The sequence below is a fragment of the Gillisella vitis genome (assembly GCF_001541345.2).
Classification (GTDB): Bacteria; Pseudomonadota; Alphaproteobacteria; order Rhizobiales; family Rhizobiaceae; genus Allorhizobium; species Allorhizobium vitis.
The window spans coordinates 876,883-892,775 of record NZ_LMVL02000001.1 but is presented as its reverse complement, the minus strand read 5'-3'; the positions used below and the strand labels follow the sequence as shown (position 1 = coordinate 892,775).

At 59.7% G+C, this 15,893-nt stretch carries 15 protein-coding genes; 14 read left to right on the top strand and 1 reads right to left on the bottom strand.

Annotated features, from left to right (window positions below):
- The first annotated feature begins 199 nt into the window (after window positions 1–199).
- From ASB66_RS03720 to ASB66_RS03700, 5 genes are all read left to right on the top strand, one after another.
- Window positions 200–916 (top strand): HAD-IA family hydrolase, encoded by a 717-nt coding sequence (locus ASB66_RS03720; protein ID WP_060717607.1) that lies wholly within the window; start codon window positions 200–202, stop codon window positions 914–916.
- Between the two features lie 82 nt (window positions 917–998).
- A complete protein-coding gene (locus tag ASB66_RS03715) occupies window positions 999–2,612 on the top strand; it encodes an ABC transporter substrate-binding protein (protein WP_114386280.1) in 1,614 nt (537 codons plus the stop codon).
- Window positions 2,613–2,799: 187 nt separating this feature from the next.
- The gene (locus ASB66_RS03710; RefSeq protein WP_156545073.1) at window positions 2,800–3,756 is read left to right on the top strand and encodes an ABC transporter permease; all 957 of its coding nucleotides are present in this window, start codon (window positions 2,800–2,802) and stop codon (window positions 3,754–3,756) included.
- Between the two features lie 2 nt (window positions 3,757–3,758).
- Window positions 3,759–4,628 carry an ABC transporter permease gene (locus ASB66_RS03705; protein ID WP_060717461.1) on the top strand — a complete coding sequence of 290 codons (870 nt, stop codon included), beginning with the start codon at window positions 3,759–3,761 and terminating at the stop codon, window positions 4,626–4,628.
- A complete protein-coding gene (locus ASB66_RS03700; protein ID WP_060717605.1) occupies window positions 4,628–6,286 on the top strand; it encodes an ABC transporter ATP-binding protein in 1,659 nt (552 codons plus the stop codon). The genes ASB66_RS03705 and ASB66_RS03700 overlap by 1 nt, the downstream gene beginning before the upstream one ends.
- Before the next feature lie 18 nt (window positions 6,287–6,304).
- Here the strand turns inward: ASB66_RS03700 and ASB66_RS03695 are convergent, their stop codons facing one another.
- Window positions 6,305–6,988 carry a GntR family transcriptional regulator gene (locus ASB66_RS03695; RefSeq protein ID WP_060717460.1) on the bottom strand — a complete coding sequence of 228 codons (684 nt, stop codon included), beginning with the start codon at window positions 6,986–6,988 and terminating at the stop codon, window positions 6,305–6,307.
- A 342-nt stretch (window positions 6,989–7,330) separates the two neighbouring features.
- Between ASB66_RS03695 and ASB66_RS03690 the strand changes: the two genes are divergently transcribed.
- The 9 genes from ASB66_RS03690 to ASB66_RS03650 are packed head-to-tail and all read left to right on the top strand — an operon-like array spanning window position 7,331 to window position 15,892.
- Window positions 7,331–8,455, top strand: coding sequence for a BMP family ABC transporter substrate-binding protein (locus tag ASB66_RS03690; RefSeq protein ID WP_060717603.1), 1,125 nt, complete (start codon window positions 7,331–7,333; stop codon window positions 8,453–8,455).
- A 19-nt stretch (window positions 8,456–8,474) separates the two neighbouring features.
- Entirely contained in the window at window positions 8,475–9,638 is a 1,164-nt protein-coding gene (locus ASB66_RS03685; RefSeq protein ID WP_234612831.1) for an ABC transporter permease, read from the top strand.
- Entirely contained in the window at window positions 9,638–10,564 is a 927-nt protein-coding gene (locus tag ASB66_RS03680) for an ABC transporter permease (protein ID WP_012653985.1), read from the top strand. Before ASB66_RS03685 ends, ASB66_RS03680 begins: the two co-directional genes overlap by 1 nt.
- Window positions 10,565–10,579: 15 nt before the next feature.
- Complete coding sequence (locus tag ASB66_RS03675; protein ID WP_060717459.1) at window positions 10,580–11,596, top strand: formamidase; 1,017 nt, start codon at window positions 10,580–10,582, stop codon at window positions 11,594–11,596.
- Between the two features lie 8 nt (window positions 11,597–11,604).
- A complete protein-coding gene (gene biuH / locus ASB66_RS03670; RefSeq protein ID WP_060717458.1) occupies window positions 11,605–12,306 on the top strand; it encodes a biuret amidohydrolase in 702 nt (233 codons plus the stop codon).
- A complete protein-coding gene (gene atzD, locus ASB66_RS03665; protein ID WP_060717457.1) occupies window positions 12,303–13,364 on the top strand; it encodes a cyanuric acid amidohydrolase in 1,062 nt (353 codons plus the stop codon). The genes biuH and atzD overlap by 4 nt, the downstream gene beginning before the upstream one ends.
- Window positions 13,361–14,887: an ABC transporter ATP-binding protein gene (locus ASB66_RS03660; protein WP_114386235.1), complete on the top strand. Its 1,527-nt coding sequence runs from the start codon at window positions 13,361–13,363 to the stop codon at window positions 14,885–14,887. Before atzD ends, ASB66_RS03660 begins: the two co-directional genes overlap by 4 nt.
- Window positions 14,887–15,555 (top strand): cysteine hydrolase family protein, encoded by a 669-nt coding sequence (locus tag ASB66_RS03655; RefSeq protein WP_060717601.1) that lies wholly within the window; start codon window positions 14,887–14,889, stop codon window positions 15,553–15,555. The genes ASB66_RS03660 and ASB66_RS03655 overlap by 1 nt, the downstream gene beginning before the upstream one ends.
- Window positions 15,548–15,892 carry a cupin domain-containing protein gene (locus ASB66_RS03650; RefSeq protein WP_060717455.1) on the top strand — a complete coding sequence of 115 codons (345 nt, stop codon included), beginning with the start codon at window positions 15,548–15,550 and terminating at the stop codon, window positions 15,890–15,892. Before ASB66_RS03655 ends, ASB66_RS03650 begins: the two co-directional genes overlap by 8 nt.
- Window position 15,893 lies beyond the last annotated feature (1 nt).

The window sequence follows — 15,893 nt, the reverse complement described above, 5'->3', positions numbered from 1 at the left end:
TTCTGCCGCCTGAAGATCGGCATTCGGGAAGAAACAGCCCGTATCTCCTGTAATACTTCGAATGCGCCTCAGTAGAAAATGCCAGGGCGCATTCAAGATAAAAACAAAAGTTAAGCGAGGAAACCAAGGGATCGTGAGTGACAGGAACGGCATTTGCCGAGCCTGATACATGAAGATGTGCAAGCCAGAGGATGCAATGATGGCAAAGGCCTTTGCGGATTTCAAATATCTCACCTTCGACGTGGTTGGCACGCTCATTGATTTTGAGAGCGGCATTACCCATTGCCTCGCTGAGATTGCCGCCGAGACCGGTATTGCTTTGGATGGAGAACACGCCCTTTCGCTCTATCGTGCAGCTCGCTACGACGATGAGGCCTTGCTTTTTCCCGATGATCTCACCCGGGTCTACGTAAAGATCGCCCCCACCCTCGGCCTGCCAGCAGACGCTGCCTTTGGCGAGCGTCTGCGTAGCTCCGTCACCGATTGGAAGCCCTTTGCCGATAGCGTTGCTGCGCTGGCGAAGTTGAAAACCCGCTACCGGCTGATTGCCATGACCAATGCACAGCGCTGGGCCTTTACGTATTTCGATGAAGCCTTGGGCGAGCCCTTTCATGCCGCCTTCACCACTGACGACACAGCCACGGAAAAGCCTGATCCGGCGTTTTTCGAAACGGTTTTCGCTTTCGTTGAAAAGGAAGGCAACAGCCGCGCCGATATCCTGCATGTGGCGCAAAGCCAATATCACGACATCGGAATTTCACGGCAGCTCGGCTTAACCAATTGCTGGATCGAGCGACGCCATGCCCAAAAAGGCTATGGTGGCACGATCGAGCCGGAAACATTTGTGAAACCCGATTTTCACTTCACCTCCATGGCGGGACTTGCCGAGGCCGTGGAGTTGGATCGCGCCGCCTGAAGGCAACACTCGATAAAATCAGCATACGATGACGTGCCACCAAAAGGCACGCAACACAGTCAACAACAATAAGGGGAATGTCATGACAGACAAGCAGACGACAAACTGGACCGGCGCTGACGATGCCATGGTGGAAAACGCTATTCGCCGTGGTGCCACCCGCCGCGAACTGATGCAGATGATGCTGGCGGGCGGCGTTGCCCTTACCGCCGCAGGCTCCATCATGGGGCGTGCCTCAAGCGCGCTCGCCGCAACGCCGGTCAAGGGAGGATCCTTGAAAGCCGCCGGCTATTCTGCCTCAAATGCCGATACGCTGGACCCGGCCAAGGCCTCGCTCTCCACCGACTATGTGCGCTGCTGCGCGCTCTATAACCGCCTGACCATTCTCGACAAGGCTGGCGCTCCGCAGATGGAGTTGGCAGACTCGGTTGAAAGCAAGGACGCCCAGGTCTGGACGATCAAGCTGAAAAGCGGTGTGGCCTTCCACGACGGCAAGACGCTGAGTGCAGACGACGTCGTCTACTCGCTGAAGCGCCATCTCGATCCGGCTACCGGCTCCAAGGTTGCCAAGATCGCCGCCCAGATGACCGGCATCAAGGCCATCGACAAGCTGACCGTGGAAATCTCGCTCTCGCATGCCAATGCCGATCTGCCGTCCATTCTCGCCATCCATCAGTTCATGATCGTTGCCGATGGCACCACGGATTTCTCCAAGGGCAATGGCACCGGTGCCTTCGTTCTCGAAAAATTCGAGCCCGGCGTCCGCTCGATCATGAAGCGCAATGGCAATTACTGGAAAGCTGGCGGCCCGAATGTCGACAGTTTCGAATTCTTTGCCATCGGCGAGGACAATGCCCGTGTCAACGCCCTCCTGTCGGGTGACATCCAGCTGGCCGCCTCCATCAATCCTCGCTCCATGCGTCTGGTCGACACCCAGGACGGTTTCGTGCTGTCGAAGACGACATCCGGTAATTATACCAATCTCAACATGCGCATGGACATGGCGCCGGGCAATAAGAAAGACTTCATCGATGGCATGAAGCTGATCGTCAACCGCGAACAGATCATCAAATCGGCAATGCGCGGCCTTGGAGAAATCGGCAACGATCAGCCGCTCTCGTCCGCCAGCTTCTATCACAATGCCGACCTGAAGCCGAAGGCCTTCGACCCCGACAAAGCGAAATTCCATTTCCAGAAGGCGGGCGTGCTTGGCCAGTCCATCCCGGTCATCGCATCGGAAGCCGCAAGCTCTTCGATCGACATGGCGATGATTATCCAGGCATCGGCGGCAGAAATCGGCATGAAGCTCGATGTCCAACGCGTACCCTCCGATGGTTATTGGGACAAATACTGGCTGAAAGCACCGGTCCATTTCGGCAATATCAACCCACGCCCAACACCCGACATCCTGTTCTCGCTGCTCTATTCTTCCGATGCTCCGTGGAACGAAAGCCAGTATAAGTCGCCGAAATTCGACAAGATGCTGCTCGAAGCCCGTGGCCTTCTCGATCAGGCCAAACGCAAGGAAATCTACGGCGAAATGCAGGTGATGATCGCAGAGGAAGCAGGGACGGTCATTCCGGCCTATCTTTCCAACGTCGACGCCATCACTGCCAAGCTGAAAGGGCTTGAACCCAGCCCGCTGGGTGGCATGATGGGCTATGCCTTCGCCGAATATGTCTGGCTGGAAGCCTGACACCAATTCGGCAGACCTTCTACGAGCGGGCCTTGGCAAATGGCTTTGGATCGATGCGTGCTTTATCCAGCGCATCGCGGCAAAACCGTTTGCCAGCCTGGCGGCACATTATCGCGGTCAGCCGCACACCGATCACCAGAGTGCCCGAGTAATTGCCGAGGATTGATCGCCCTAACCAAGCTGGAGCATGTGCGTGAACGCCCGAGCCTTTTCCCTTGTTGTCAACAGGCTGATGATCGCCCTGATCACATTGATCATCGTGTCGCTCGCCGTTTTCATGGCGACTGCGCTGTTGCCAGGCGATACGGCAACCATGTTGCTCGGTCAGGCCGCGACACCGGAAGCCGTCGAGGGCCTGCGCCAGGCCATGCATCTCAACGATCCGGCAATTCTGCGTTTCCTGCGGTGGGCAACGGGCTTGTTGCAAGGCGATCTCGGCACCTCCTACGCCAATAACATGCCAATTGCCGAGTTGATTTCCGGCCGTCTGGTCAATTCCATGAAGCTTGCAGGCATCACCGCCCTTCTGGCTGTTCCCATCGCACTGACACTGGGGATTACATCGGCCATGCTGCGCGGTTCTCTCTATGACCGCTGCGTCACCGTGGTGACCATTGGGGTGATTTCCGTGCCGGAATTCATGATTGCCACCTCCGCCGTTCTGCTGTTTGCGGTCTATCTGAAATGGCTGCCAGCGCTGTCCTTTGCCAATGAGGTTCACACATTTGCTGGCCTGGTGCGGGTCTATGCGATGCCTGTCATCACACTCACCTTCGGCGTTTCAGCCCAGATGATCCGCATGACCCGAGCAGCGGTGATCGAAACCCTCGATACGCCCTATGTGGAAATGGCGTTGCTGAAAGGCGCCTCGCGCCGCCGCATCGTGCTGCGCCATGCGCTGCCCAATGCGCTTGGGCCAATCGTCAATGCCATGGCGCTGTCGCTGTCCTATCTGATCGGCGGGGTCATCATCGTCGAGACGATCTTCAACTATCCCGGCATTGCTAAGCTGATGGTCGATGCCGTCGCCACCCGTGACCTGCCGCTGATCCAGAGCTGCGCGATGATCTTCTGCGTCGGCTATCTGGTGTTGATCACCATTGCCGATATCGTTTCCATTCTCTCCAATCCGAGGCTGCGATGACAATGACGCCACTGAACGGCACGCCATCAACAGCACCAGTCGCCCGCAGACATCGGTCATTCGGCTATCGCATCAACGCCGTTGGCATTGCCGGTCTCACCGTTATTGCTGCCTGGGCATTGGTGGCGATCTTCGCGCCCCTGCTCATTCCGCATCCGGTCGGTGAGATCGTCGATTTCGACTATTTCGGGCCGATGAGCAAGGCGCTCTGGCTGGGCTCCGATTATCTCGGTCGGGACATGCTGTCGCGTATCATCATGGGCGCGCGCTATACGGTCGGCATTTCGCTGGCCGCCGTTACAATCGCCTGTTTTTCCGGCGTCGTGCTTGGCATGATCGCCGCCGTTGCGGGCGGGTGGATCGATACCGTGCTCAGCCGTTTTCTTGATGCGATGAACTCCATTCCCAGCAAGCTTTTCGGTCTCGTCGTGGTCGCTGCCGTCGGATCGTCGATCCCGGTTCTGGTCATCACTCTATCGGTGATCTACACGCCCGGCGCCTATCGCTTCGCCCGGGCACTGGCCGTCAACGTCAATGCCATGGATTTCATCAGCGTCGCACGCATCCGGGGCGAAAGCCTGTTCTACATCATCCGCTCCGAAATCCTGCCGAATATCACCGGACCGGTGCTGGCGGATTTTGGTCTGCGCTTTGTCTTCATCGTGTTGCTGCTTTCAGGGCTTTCCTTCCTGGGCCTCGGCGTCCAGCCGCCCAATGCAGACTGGGGCGCGTTGGTGCGTGAAAATATCGGCGGCCTGCCCTTTGCAGCCCCGGCGGTGATTTTCCCGTCGCTGGCAATTGCCAGCCTGACGATCAGCGTCAATATGCTGATCGATAATCTTCCCCGCAAGATCCGCGACAGGAGCGCATGATGGCAAACCTAGTGGAAGTCCGCGATCTGAAGGTACAGGCTACCACCGATTCCGGCCGCAAGGTCGAGATTATCAAGGGCGTCAGTCTGGATATTGCCGAAGGCGAAATCGTCGCCTTGATCGGCGAGAGCGGCTCAGGCAAAACCACCATCGCCCTGACGCTGATGGGATATACCCGCACCGGATGCCAGATAACCGGCGGCACGATCAACGTAGCCGGCAAGGACATGGCAACATTGTCGGAGCATCAACGCGCCCGGATACGCGGCACGGATGTCGCCTATGTGCCGCAATCGGCGGCGGCGGCCTTCAACCCTGCCATCCGCATCATGGATCAGGTGATCGAGGTCACCCGCATTCATGATCTGATGACGGTGGAAGACGCCCGCACCCGCGCCATCGCGCTGTTTAAAGCGCTGTCCCTCCCCAATCCCGAAACGATTGGCACACGCTATCCGCATCAGGTCTCCGGCGGCCAGTTGCAGCGCCTGTCAGCGGCCATGGCACTGATCGGCGATCCGAAGCTGGTGATTTTCGACGAGCCGACCACGGCGCTTGACGTAACGACACAGATCGAAGTGCTGCGCGCCTTCAAGTCGGTAATGCGCTCGCAAGGGATTTCCGGGGTCTATGTCTCCCATGATCTGGCCGTCGTCGCCCAAATTGCCGACCGGATCGTCGTGCTTAAGGGCGGCGAAATGCAGGAAACCGGTACCACCGCAGAGCTGCTCTCCAATGCCCAGCACCCCTACACCCGCGAACTTCTGTCTGCCTTTGAACCCAAGCCCCGCACAACACCGCTTGCCGAAGACAAGAGCCTCAAGCCGCTGCTGGAAATCGAAAACCTGATTGCTGGCTATGGCGACCTGCAAGCGGATGGCTTGCCTCTCGTGCAGGCGGTGCAGTCCGTCAACCTGACGGTGCGCAATGGCCGCAACCTCGGCATTATCGGCGAATCCGGCTGCGGCAAATCCACCTTGGCGCGCAGCATTGCCGGTCTCCTGCCGTCGGCGGCGGGCCATATCATTTTCAATGGCCGCGAACTGGGCCGCCATGCCCGCGACCGCACGCGCGACCAGCTGCGCGAAATGCAGATCGTATTCCAATCCGCCGATACGGCGCTAAACCCGGCAAAATCCATCGAGGACATCCTCGGCCGTCCGCTGACCTTTTACCATGGCATGAAGGGCAAGGCCCGCGATGCCCGCATCAACCAATTGCTCGACATGGTGCACCTGCCGCAATCGCTGCGCCAGCGCCGCCCCTCGGAACTGTCTGGTGGCCAGAAGCAACGGGTCAATTTCGCCCGCGCGCTGGCGGCGGAACCGAAGCTGATCCTGTGCGACGAAATCACCTCGGCGCTCGATACCGTAGTCGCCGCCGCCGTCATCGAGCTTTTGAAGGAATTGCAGCGCGAGCTTGGCCTGTCCTACATTTTCATCAGCCACGACTTGTCCGTGGTGGAAGCGATCTGCGACGAGATCGTCGTGATGTATGCGGGCAAAAAAGTCGAGCAGATCTCACCGCAACAGCTTGCTGCCCCGCAGCATCCCTATTCAAAACTGCTGTTTTCCTCGGTGCCGAAACTCGACCCGACCTGGCTCGATACGCTGCAACAGGATCCGGACCTGGTGAGGACCTACCGCATCAATCCGTGATGCCTGGATTTCGACACCTCAATCCCTGCCAGAAGTGTGCTGGGTCAATGTGCTGCTGGCATCGCCGACAATTTCGACATGGCGATAGGCCGCTTCGGCGGCGGCCGTTTTTTCGCCGCGCAGGATGGCGTTGACGATCGCCTCATGCTCCTGAAAGGACAGGGACAAGCGGCCCGTCAGCCGGAACTGGGCGCGGCGAAACGGCGCCAGCCGCGACCGGGTCTGCGTCACCAATTCCAGAATATGCTGGTTATGGGCGCCCTGATAGATCCGGTTGTGAAACTCGATATTATAGGCGGAATAATCCTCCGTCTGCCCCGCCTGCACAATACGGATTGAATCGCGATGCATCCGCTCCAGCCCCCGGCGCTCCTCCAGCGTCATGCGCTCCGCTGCAAGCCTGGCGCACATCCCTTCAAGCTCCGCCATGGCCTCGAACATCGAGGTCAGAAACCCACCGGTGACGTTGGTAACAACAGCGCTCTTGTTCGGCTTGCGCTCCACCAATCCCATGGCGCACAATTGTCGAAGCGCCTCGCGCACCGGCGTGCGTGACACCTCAAACCGCGTGGCAAGCGATCCTTCATCCAGCTTATCATCCGGCTTCAAGTCACCGACGATGATCAGGTCGGCAATGGCGCGCACCAGCTGTTCGACCGTATTGCCGGCACGAACAAGTTCCCGCACCCTCGGCTGATTCATTGAAATTTCCCAGTCTATTATCGTCTGTATGCAGTTTTAAAAATCACTTATTTTGGCAGGTTAACCCACTGCCCTACTGATATCAAAGCACGATTTTCATAAAAATACACAACTTTCCTGCGAACGCCTGGATTTTTCCCTGAACGATTTAGCAAATTTAATAGTCGCGCTCAAAAAATATTCATCTGAATTTTAAAAGTGCATACAGATGCACCGGCAGCAATCAGAGACCGCCAGGAAGCTCCTTTCAAGCATGGCTTTCAGATCTGGCATGGTGATTGCATACACTTTCTCAAATCATCCGCACCGGACGAGAGCCGGATCAAACAGGGGAACCCACCGATGACCAGATCGCCTTCCTTCACCCGCCGTCATTTCCTGCAAACCTCCGCCCTTGGTGCCGCCGCCGCCATCGCTGCTCCCGGCATGCTGCGTTCCGCGCAGGCTGCCGATCTCACCGTCGGCTTCATCTATGTCGGACCGAAGGATGATTATGGCTATAACCAGGCCCATGCCGAGGGCGCTGCCGTGGTCAAGGCCTTGTCCGGCGTGACAGTGGTCGAAGAGGAGAATGTGCCTGAGACCGTCGATGTCCAGAAAACCATGGAATCGATGATCAATCTGGATGGCGCCAGCCTGCTATTTCCGACCTCTTTCGGCTATTTCGACCCCCATATGCTGGCGGTGGCGCAGAAATATCCTGACGTGCAGTTTCGCCATTGCGGCGGCCTCTGGCAGAAGGGCAAGAACCCCGACAATACCGGCAGCTATTTCGGCTACATCTTCCAGGGCCAATATCTGAACGGCATTGCCGCCGCCTATGCGACCAAGTCGAAGAAGATCGGATTCGTTGCCGCCAAGCCCATTCCGCAAGTGGTACAGAATATCAATGCCTTCCTGCTCGGCGCCCGCTCCGTCGATCCCTCCATCACCTGCCAGGTGATCTTTACCGGCGAGTGGTCGCTGGCCGTCAAGGAAGCCGAAGCTACCAATGCGCTGGTTGATCAGGGCGTCGATGTCATCACCTGCCATGTCGACAGCCCGAAGGTGGTGGTGCAGACCGCCGCTGGCCGCGGCGCTTTCGTCTGCGGCTATCACGCCAACCAGAGCCCGCTGGCACCTGAAAAATACCTGACGGGCGCAGAATGGGCCTGGGGCAATGTCTATACCGATTTCGTCAAGAAGGCGCAGGCTGGTGAAAAGCTCGGCAATTTCGTGCGCGGCGGGTTGAAGGACGGTTTCGTCAAGATGAGCCCGCTGGGTCCCGGCGTCTCCGCTGAGGCCCGCACCAAATTTGAGGCAACACTTGCCACCATGAAGGCAGGCGGCTTTTCTGTCTTCAAAGGCGGCCAGAAGGACAACAAGGGCAATACCGTCATCCCCTCGGGCAAGGACTATGCCGAAGACGCCATTGAGTTGGAAAGCATGAACTATCTGGTCGAAGGCGTCATGGGGTCGATGGGCTGAACCAATGGAGGCGCGGGCCATGACCACGACACCTGAAAGCCGGACACCCCTGCCGCATGGCTTGCAGCCCAAGTCTGCGGGGCGTCACGCACTGCGTCCGATGGTGGAATGGCTGGCCCGCCGCGCTGAACCGGTGGCAATCACTCTGCTGGCCGTGCTGATCGGGCTTGGCCTGTTCAGCCTGTTCATCACCGCCATTGGCAAATCGCCGCTGCAACTGTTCCAGCTGATGTTTGCCGGTGGCTTCGGCTCGTGGTTTTCGCTGCAAAATGCCCTTAGCCGGGCCGCCCCGCTGCTACTGACCGCACTCTGCGTGGCGCTTCCGGCCCGCCTCGGCCTGACGATCATTGGCGCGGAGGGCGCGCTGGTATTGGGCGGCTTGGCGGCGGCGGCCATTGCCGTGCCACTCGCACCAGGCTTCAGTCCGCCAGTCCTCTGGATCGTCATGGGCTTCTGCGCCATGCTGGCGGGCGGAGTATGGATCGGCTTTGCCGGAGCGTTGAAACATTATCGCGGCGTCAATGAAACCATATCCTCGCTGCTGCTGGCCTATATCGCCATCGCGCTGATGAACCACCTGATCGAAGGGCCGCTGCGCGATCCAGCCAGCCTCAACAAGCCCTCGACCCTGCCCCTGTCCGCCACCGACATGATCGGCAAGATCCCCGGCATGGACGTGCATTGGGGGCTGGCGGTCGGCGTCATCGCCTGCATCCTCTCCTATATCGTTATCGAATGGACCAGCATCGGTTTTGCGGCGCGGATCGCTGGCGGCAATATGCGCGCCGCCCAGATCCAGGGCCTGCCGGTTGGACGTTTGATCGTCGGCTTTACAGCGCTGGCTGGCGGCTTTGCAGGCCTTGCCGGGATGATCGAAGTAGCCGCCGTGCAGGGCAGCGCCAATGGCGCGCTGGTGGCGGGCTATGGCTATACCGGCATTCTCGTCGCTTTCCTCGCCCGGCAAAATCCGCTGGCGATCATTCCCGTCGCGATTTTTCTAGGCGGCATCACCGCGTCCGGCGGCTTGATCCAGCGCCGCATGGGCCTGCCGGATGCCACCGTGCTGGTGCTTCAAGGCACGCTGTTCGTGGTCATACTGTTTTGCGAAACGCTGTATGGCCGGTTCCGCGTCTTTAATCCCGAACTTTGGAAACAGCCGGACGCCGCGAAAGGAGACCATTGATGGACGATAGCGCACTGGGCCTCTGGGGCGTGCCGCTGGCGATATTGGCGGGTGCTATCCGTGTCTCCACCCCCTTCATCTTCGTCAGCCTCGGTGAAACCCTGACGGAACGGTCGGGCCGCATCAATCTCGGCCTTGAAGGCACATTGGTGTTTGGCGCCATGGCCGCCTATGCCGTGGCGGTCATGACCGGTTCGCCCTGGGCTGGCGTGGCCGCGGCCATGGTGGCCGGATCGCTGTTTGGCCTGCTGCATGGCTTTATCTGCAAGTTTCCAAAGGTCAACGACATCGCCATCGGCATCGCGATGATGCAATTCGGGCTGGGCCTCGCCTTCTTCTTCGGCAAGCCATTCATCCAGCCGGTCGCCCCAAAACTGCCAGTGATTTCGCTTGGCTTCTGGTCGCATCTGCCGCAAATTCAGGCGGCGTTGACCATCAACATCCTGTTCGTCATCGGCCTTGTGCTGGCGCTGGTGCTCTGGTGGGCGCTGAAGAATACCCGGATCGGCCTGATCCTGCGGGTCGTCGGTGACAGTTCGGATGCGGCGCGTGCCATGGGCATAAACCCGGACACCGTGCGCCTGCTGGCAACCATGGCAGGCGGGGCGCTGGCGGCGGTGGGTGGTGCCTATTTGTCGCTGTTTTATCCCGGCTCCTGGAACGAGCGGATTTCGTCCGGCCAAGGCCTAATGGCGGTGGCGCTGGTGATTTTCGCCCGCTGGAACCCGCTCGGCTGCGTGCTGGCGTCCCTGCTGTTCGGCGGGGCTGGCGCGCTCGGTCCGGCGCTGCAATCGGTCGGCGTCAGCGAGGGCTATTATCTGTTTTATGCTGCACCTTATGTGCTGACCCTGATCATTCTCATCATCACATCGTCACCGACACGGGCGCTGTCCGGCGCTCCGGCGGCGCTGTCGCTGACCAAATAGCCACAGGAGGTTCCCATGAACGGATTGGGCGGATTGAACAAATCAGAACACGGGGTCGGCATCGGCCTCGTGCAATTGCAGCTCCCCGTCACCGTGACGCGAGAGGATCTGGCCCGCCAGACCCAGGTGATCGTTGATCTCGTCGCCAAGGCCCGGCGCAACCAGCCGGGCATGGATCTGGTGGTATTTCCCGAATATGCCCTGCACGGCCTTTCAATGGACATCAACCCTGAAATCATGTGCCGGATGGATGGGCCGGAAGTGGCCGCCTTCAAGGCCGCCTGCAAACAGAACCGCATCTGGGGCTGTTTCTCGATCATGGAATATAATCCCGGCGGCATGCCCTATAATTCCGGCATTATCATCGACGACACCGGCGAACTGAAGCTCTATTATCGCAAGATGCATCCTTGGGTGCCGGTCGAGCCATGGGAGCCGGGCGATCTCGGCATTCCCGTCATCGACGGGCCGAAGGGCGCCAAGCTGGCGCTGATCATCTGCCACGATGGCATGTTCCCGGAAATGGCCAGGGAATGCGCCTATAAGGGCACAGAAATCATGATCCGCACGGCAGGCTATACCGCACCGATCCGCGACTCCTGGCGCTTTACCAACCAGTCCAACGCTTTCTGCAATCTGATGGTGACTGCCAATGTCTGCATGTGCGGTTCCGATGGCACGTTCGACAGCATGGGCGAAGGGATGATCTGCAATTTCGATGGCTCGATCATCGCCCACGGCACATCAGGCCGCGTCAACGAGATCATCACTGCCGAGGTCCGGCCCGATCTGGTGCGCGAGGCGCGGCTGGGCTGGGGCGTGGAAAACAATATCTACCAGCTCGGCCATCGCGGCTATGTCGCGGTTGCCGGTGGGGCGCAGGACGCGCCCTATACTTATATGCACGACCTGGCAGCAGGCCGCTATCGCTTGCCTTGGGAGGATCAAGTCAAGATCACCGACGGCACAGTCTGCGGCTTTGAAAAACCCACTCGCCTCTACGGCAACCCGGCCAAATCCGCCGCCGAATAGGAGCCATCATGGATATGTCCACAGAGACAAAACTTCACACGCTTGCCGCCGATCCCTATCCCTGGCCCTATAACGGGGAGTGGCGGCCTGATAATACCGCGCTCATCATCATCGACATGCAAACCGATTTCTGCGGCCCCGGCGGCTATGTCGATCATATGGGCTATGATCTGTCTCTGGTGCGCGCGCCGATTGAGCCGATCAAGGCGGTGCTGGCAGCGATGCGCGCCAAGGGTTACCATATCATCCACACCCGCGAAGGCCATCGCCCAGATCTGGCAGATCTGCCCGCCAACAAGCGCTGGCGCTCGCAGCGCATCAAATCCGGCATCGGCGATCCAGGCCCCTGCGGCCGCATTCTGGTGCGCGGCGAGCCGGGCTGGAACATTATCGAAGAGCTGGCCCCGCTGGATGGCGAAACCATTATCGACAAGCCCGGCAAGGGGTCATTCTGCGCCACGGATCTCGAACTGATCCTCAACCAGAAGCGCATCCAGAATATCATCTTGACCGGCATCACCACCGATGTCTGCGTCCACACAACCATGCGCGAGGCCAATGACCGGGGCTTTGAATGCCTGCTGCTGGAAGATTGCTGCGGAGCGACTGATTACGGCAATCATCTCGCCGCCATCAAAATGGTGAAAATGCAGGGCGGCGTGTTCGGCGCGGTCTCCCATTCGAAAGACCTGATCGAGGCCCTGCCGTGACCACATGCTTCCGCGCCTCGGTTTACCGCGTTGCCGCCTCTGCCCCGGATGACATATCCGGCGTCGAAGCGCTGATTGGTAGCGGCCTCGATCCGCACAGCATCGTCGCGGTGCTAGGCAAGACGGAGGGCAATGGCTGCGTCAACGACTTTACCCGTGGTTTTGCCACGGCTACGTTCGAACAGCTGTTTGCCCGCCTCGGTGTAACAGGCGTTTCCATCGTCATGTCAGGCGGCACCGAAGGGGCGCTGTCGCCCCATTGGACGATTTTTGCCCGTGAACGGGTGGAGGCAGCGCCCAACCGTTCGCTCGCCATCGGCGTTGCCCGCACAGCCGATCTCCTACCCGAAAATCTGGGCCGCAAGGAACAGGTGGATCTGGTCGCCCAGGGCGTACGCACTGCCATGGCTGATGCCGGGATCGACGATCCAGCAGACGTGCATTTCGTCCAGATCAAATGCCCGCTGCTCACCTCAGCGCGGGTGGCGCAGGCCCAGGCGCGTGGCAAACGCACGGTTATTGCCGAAACGCTGAAATCCATGGGTTATTCACGCGGCGCATCAGCGCTGGGTGTGGCGGTAGCGCTGGGCGAGCTTGATATGGATGATATCAAGGATATCGACATCTGCCGCACGCTGGACCTTTATTCCGCCCGTGCCTCCACCTCGGCGGGCGTTGAACTGACCGATCACGAAATCATCGTTCTCGGCATGAGCGATCATTGGAGCGGGCCATTTGCCATGACGCATACCGTGATGTTCGACGCTATGGATGCGCCGAGCGTGCGGGCCGCCTGGTCCGACATGCCGCTTGGAAAACTGAGCGCCGTACTGGCCAAGGCCGAACCCGATCCCCGCGGCACGGTGCGGGGCAAGCGCCACACGATGCTCGAGGATAGCGACATTTCCGGCACCCGCCACGCCCGCGCCTTTGTCGGCGGTGTGCTGGCGGGCGTGTTCGGGGAAACGGACCTGTATGTGTCTGGTGGAGCTGAACATCAGGGACCGCCCGGCGGTGGGCCGGTGGCAATTATTGTCGAGCGGGAGAACGTAATATGAAGCCCAGCGGAAGTGCCATCAACATCGAGACCGCCGCCATGACCATGCGGTTCGGCAGCTTCACCGCCCTCGATGCTGTCTCCATCAAGGTGCAGGCCGGTTCGTTCCACGCCCTGCTCGGCGAAAACGGCGCGGGAAAATCGACGCTGGTCAAATGCATCATGGGCTTTTACCGCCAGACCTCGGGCCAATTGCTGGTCGAGGACCGCGAGGTGGAGATCGCCTCGCCCCGCGATGCGGCAGCGCTGGGGCTTGGCATGGTCTACCAGCATTTCACGCTGGTGCCGTCCCTGACCGGAGCGGAAAATCTGGTCATCAGCCGCAATGCGGTGCCTGCAATGATCAACTGGCGGCGCGAACGTCAGGCGCTCAAGGATTTCATGGCGACCATGCCCTTCCAGATTCCGCTGGAACGCCCAGTGCGGGAATTATCGGCGGGTGAAAAGCAGAAGCTGGAAATCATCAAGCAGCTCTACCTCGGACGCCGGTTCCTGATCCTTGACGAGCCGACATCGGTGCTGACACCCGCCGAGGCTGACGACATGCTGGGCCTGGTGCGGGGCATGACCGAGCGTGGGGCACTGACCGTGCTGATGATTTCCCACAAATTCCATGAGGTGCGCAAATTTGCCGATGCGGTGTCGGTGCTAAGGCGGGGCAAGCTGGTCGGCTCAGGCCGCACAGCCGACCTGACGACGCAGGACATGGCAGCGATGATGATCGGCGATGTTAAGCTGGCCGAACTCGACAGCCGCTTGCCGGTCGCGGACGCAAGCCCCTCCGTCCTGTCGATCCGGGGGATGAAAACCCGTGACCGCAGCGGCTTGAAAAGCATCGAGGTCGATGATCTCAAGGTCAGAGCTGGCGAAATCGTCGGGATTGCCGGCATTTCCGGCAATGGCCAGAAGGAATTTGCCGAAGTACTGGCCGGGCAACGGCCTGCCGAGGCGGGCGACATCACGGTCAAGGACCAACCCTACACCGCCACTCGTCAGGAAACGCGGGCCGCCAATGTTCGCTTTATCCCGGAAGAACCGCTGCTGAATGCCTGCGCGCCGAGAATGTCGGTGGCTGAGAACCTGAGTTTTCGCGATTTCGATGTGGATGCCGAGGGAAGGACCCGGTTCTGGCTGAATGCCAAGGCGATGCGCGAGACAGCCGGGCGGTTGATCGCCGATTTCAAGGTCAAGACCGCCTCGCCCGCCTCGCCGATTGCCTCGCTGTCGGGTGGCAATGTGCAGCGCGCCGTGCTGGCGCGGGAGCTGACCGGCGATGTCGATCTGCTGGTTGTCTCTAACCCCTGTTTCGGTCTGGATTTTTCCGCCGTCGCCGAAATCCGCGCCCGGATCATGAAGGCGCGTAACAATGGCAGCGCCGTGCTGCTGTTTTCCGAGGATCTGGATGAGTTGATGGAAATGTCCGACCGCATTGTCGTGATGTCGGATGGCAGGCTGGTGTACGAGACCCCGGCGCGCGGCGCTGACATTGCCGTGATCGGTGCCCATATGGCAGGACATGCATGATGGTGGATATCAAAGCCCAACCCTTCGCCTTCCCGTTGAAGCTGGATCAGGCGGCGCTTGTCATCATCGACATGCAGCGCGATTTCACCGAGCCGGGTGGCTTTGGCGAGACGCTCGGCAATGATGTCAGCCTCGTCAGCGCCATCGTGCCGGATGTGAAACGCCTGCTGGAGGCGGCCCGCACCCACGGTCTTACCGTCATCCACACGATGGAATGCCACAGGCCCGATCTCTCCGACCTGCCGGATGCCAAGCGCAATCGCGGCAATCCCACTTTGCGAATTGGCGATGAGGGACCGATGGGCCGCATCCTGATTGCAGGGGAATATGGCACCGGCATTCTGCCGGAACTTGCGCCTGTTGACGGCGAGTTGGTGATCGAAAAGCCCGGCAAGGGTGCGTTCTACGCCACCGCTCTCGGTGAAGAGCTTACATCTCGCGGCATTACCCAATTGATCTTCGCGGGCGTTACCACCGAGGTCTGCGTGCAGACCACGATGCGCGAGGCCAATGATCGGGGCTATGACTGCCTACTGATCGAAGAAGCCACCGCCAGCTATTTCCCGGCCTTCAAACAAGCGACCCTGGAGATGATCCGCGCCCAGGGCGGCATTGTCGGCTGGACCGCCCATCTCGACCCCTTTCTGGAGGCGCTTGCCCATGGCTGAAACGACCCGTGACAATATGCTGGCCGGGGGCTGGAAAAGCCTGCCCTATGAGGCGTTCCGTGATGGTGTGACCATTCACTGGATCCGCCGCTTTGAGGGCGACCAGCCCGGCGTTGCCCTTCTGGCCTATCAGGCCGGAGCCTCGGTTCCCCGCCACCGCCACGAAGGGCTGGAAACCATTATGGTGCTGGAAGGCAGCCAGTCGGACGAGACCGGCACCTTTGGCCCAGGCTCCTATATCGTCAATGCGGCAGGCACCGAACATTCCGTGTGGAGCATTGATGGCTGCACCGTCCTGATCCAATGGGATCGCCCCGTAACACTATTGGAAAATTGAT

Coding starts and splice junctions, on each gene's coding strand:
- ASB66_RS03720 (WP_060717607.1), top strand. CDS start 200: ATGGCAAAGGCCTTTGCGGATTTCAAATATCTCACCTTCGACGTGGTT.
- ASB66_RS03715 (WP_114386280.1), top strand. CDS start 999: ATGACAGACAAGCAGACGACAAACTGGACCGGCGCTGACGATGCCATG.
- ASB66_RS03710 (WP_156545073.1), top strand. CDS start 2,800: ATGTGCGTGAACGCCCGAGCCTTTTCCCTTGTTGTCAACAGGCTGATG.
- ASB66_RS03705 (WP_060717461.1), top strand. CDS start 3,759: ATGACGCCACTGAACGGCACGCCATCAACAGCACCAGTCGCCCGCAGA.
- ASB66_RS03700 (WP_060717605.1), top strand. CDS start 4,628: ATGGCAAACCTAGTGGAAGTCCGCGATCTGAAGGTACAGGCTACCACC.
- ASB66_RS03695 (WP_060717460.1), bottom strand. CDS start 6,988: ATGAATCAGCCGAGGGTGCGGGAACTTGTTCGTGCCGGCAATACGGTC.
- ASB66_RS03690 (WP_060717603.1), top strand. CDS start 7,331: ATGACCAGATCGCCTTCCTTCACCCGCCGTCATTTCCTGCAAACCTCC.
- ASB66_RS03685 (WP_234612831.1), top strand. CDS start 8,475: ATGACCACGACACCTGAAAGCCGGACACCCCTGCCGCATGGCTTGCAG.
- ASB66_RS03680 (WP_012653985.1), top strand. CDS start 9,638: ATGGACGATAGCGCACTGGGCCTCTGGGGCGTGCCGCTGGCGATATTG.
- ASB66_RS03675 (WP_060717459.1), top strand. CDS start 10,580: ATGAACGGATTGGGCGGATTGAACAAATCAGAACACGGGGTCGGCATC.
- biuH (WP_060717458.1), top strand. CDS start 11,605: ATGGATATGTCCACAGAGACAAAACTTCACACGCTTGCCGCCGATCCC.
- ASB66_RS03660 (WP_114386235.1), top strand. CDS start 13,361: ATGAAGCCCAGCGGAAGTGCCATCAACATCGAGACCGCCGCCATGACC.
- ASB66_RS03655 (WP_060717601.1), top strand. CDS start 14,887: ATGGTGGATATCAAAGCCCAACCCTTCGCCTTCCCGTTGAAGCTGGAT.
- ASB66_RS03650 (WP_060717455.1), top strand. CDS start 15,548: ATGGCTGAAACGACCCGTGACAATATGCTGGCCGGGGGCTGGAAAAGC.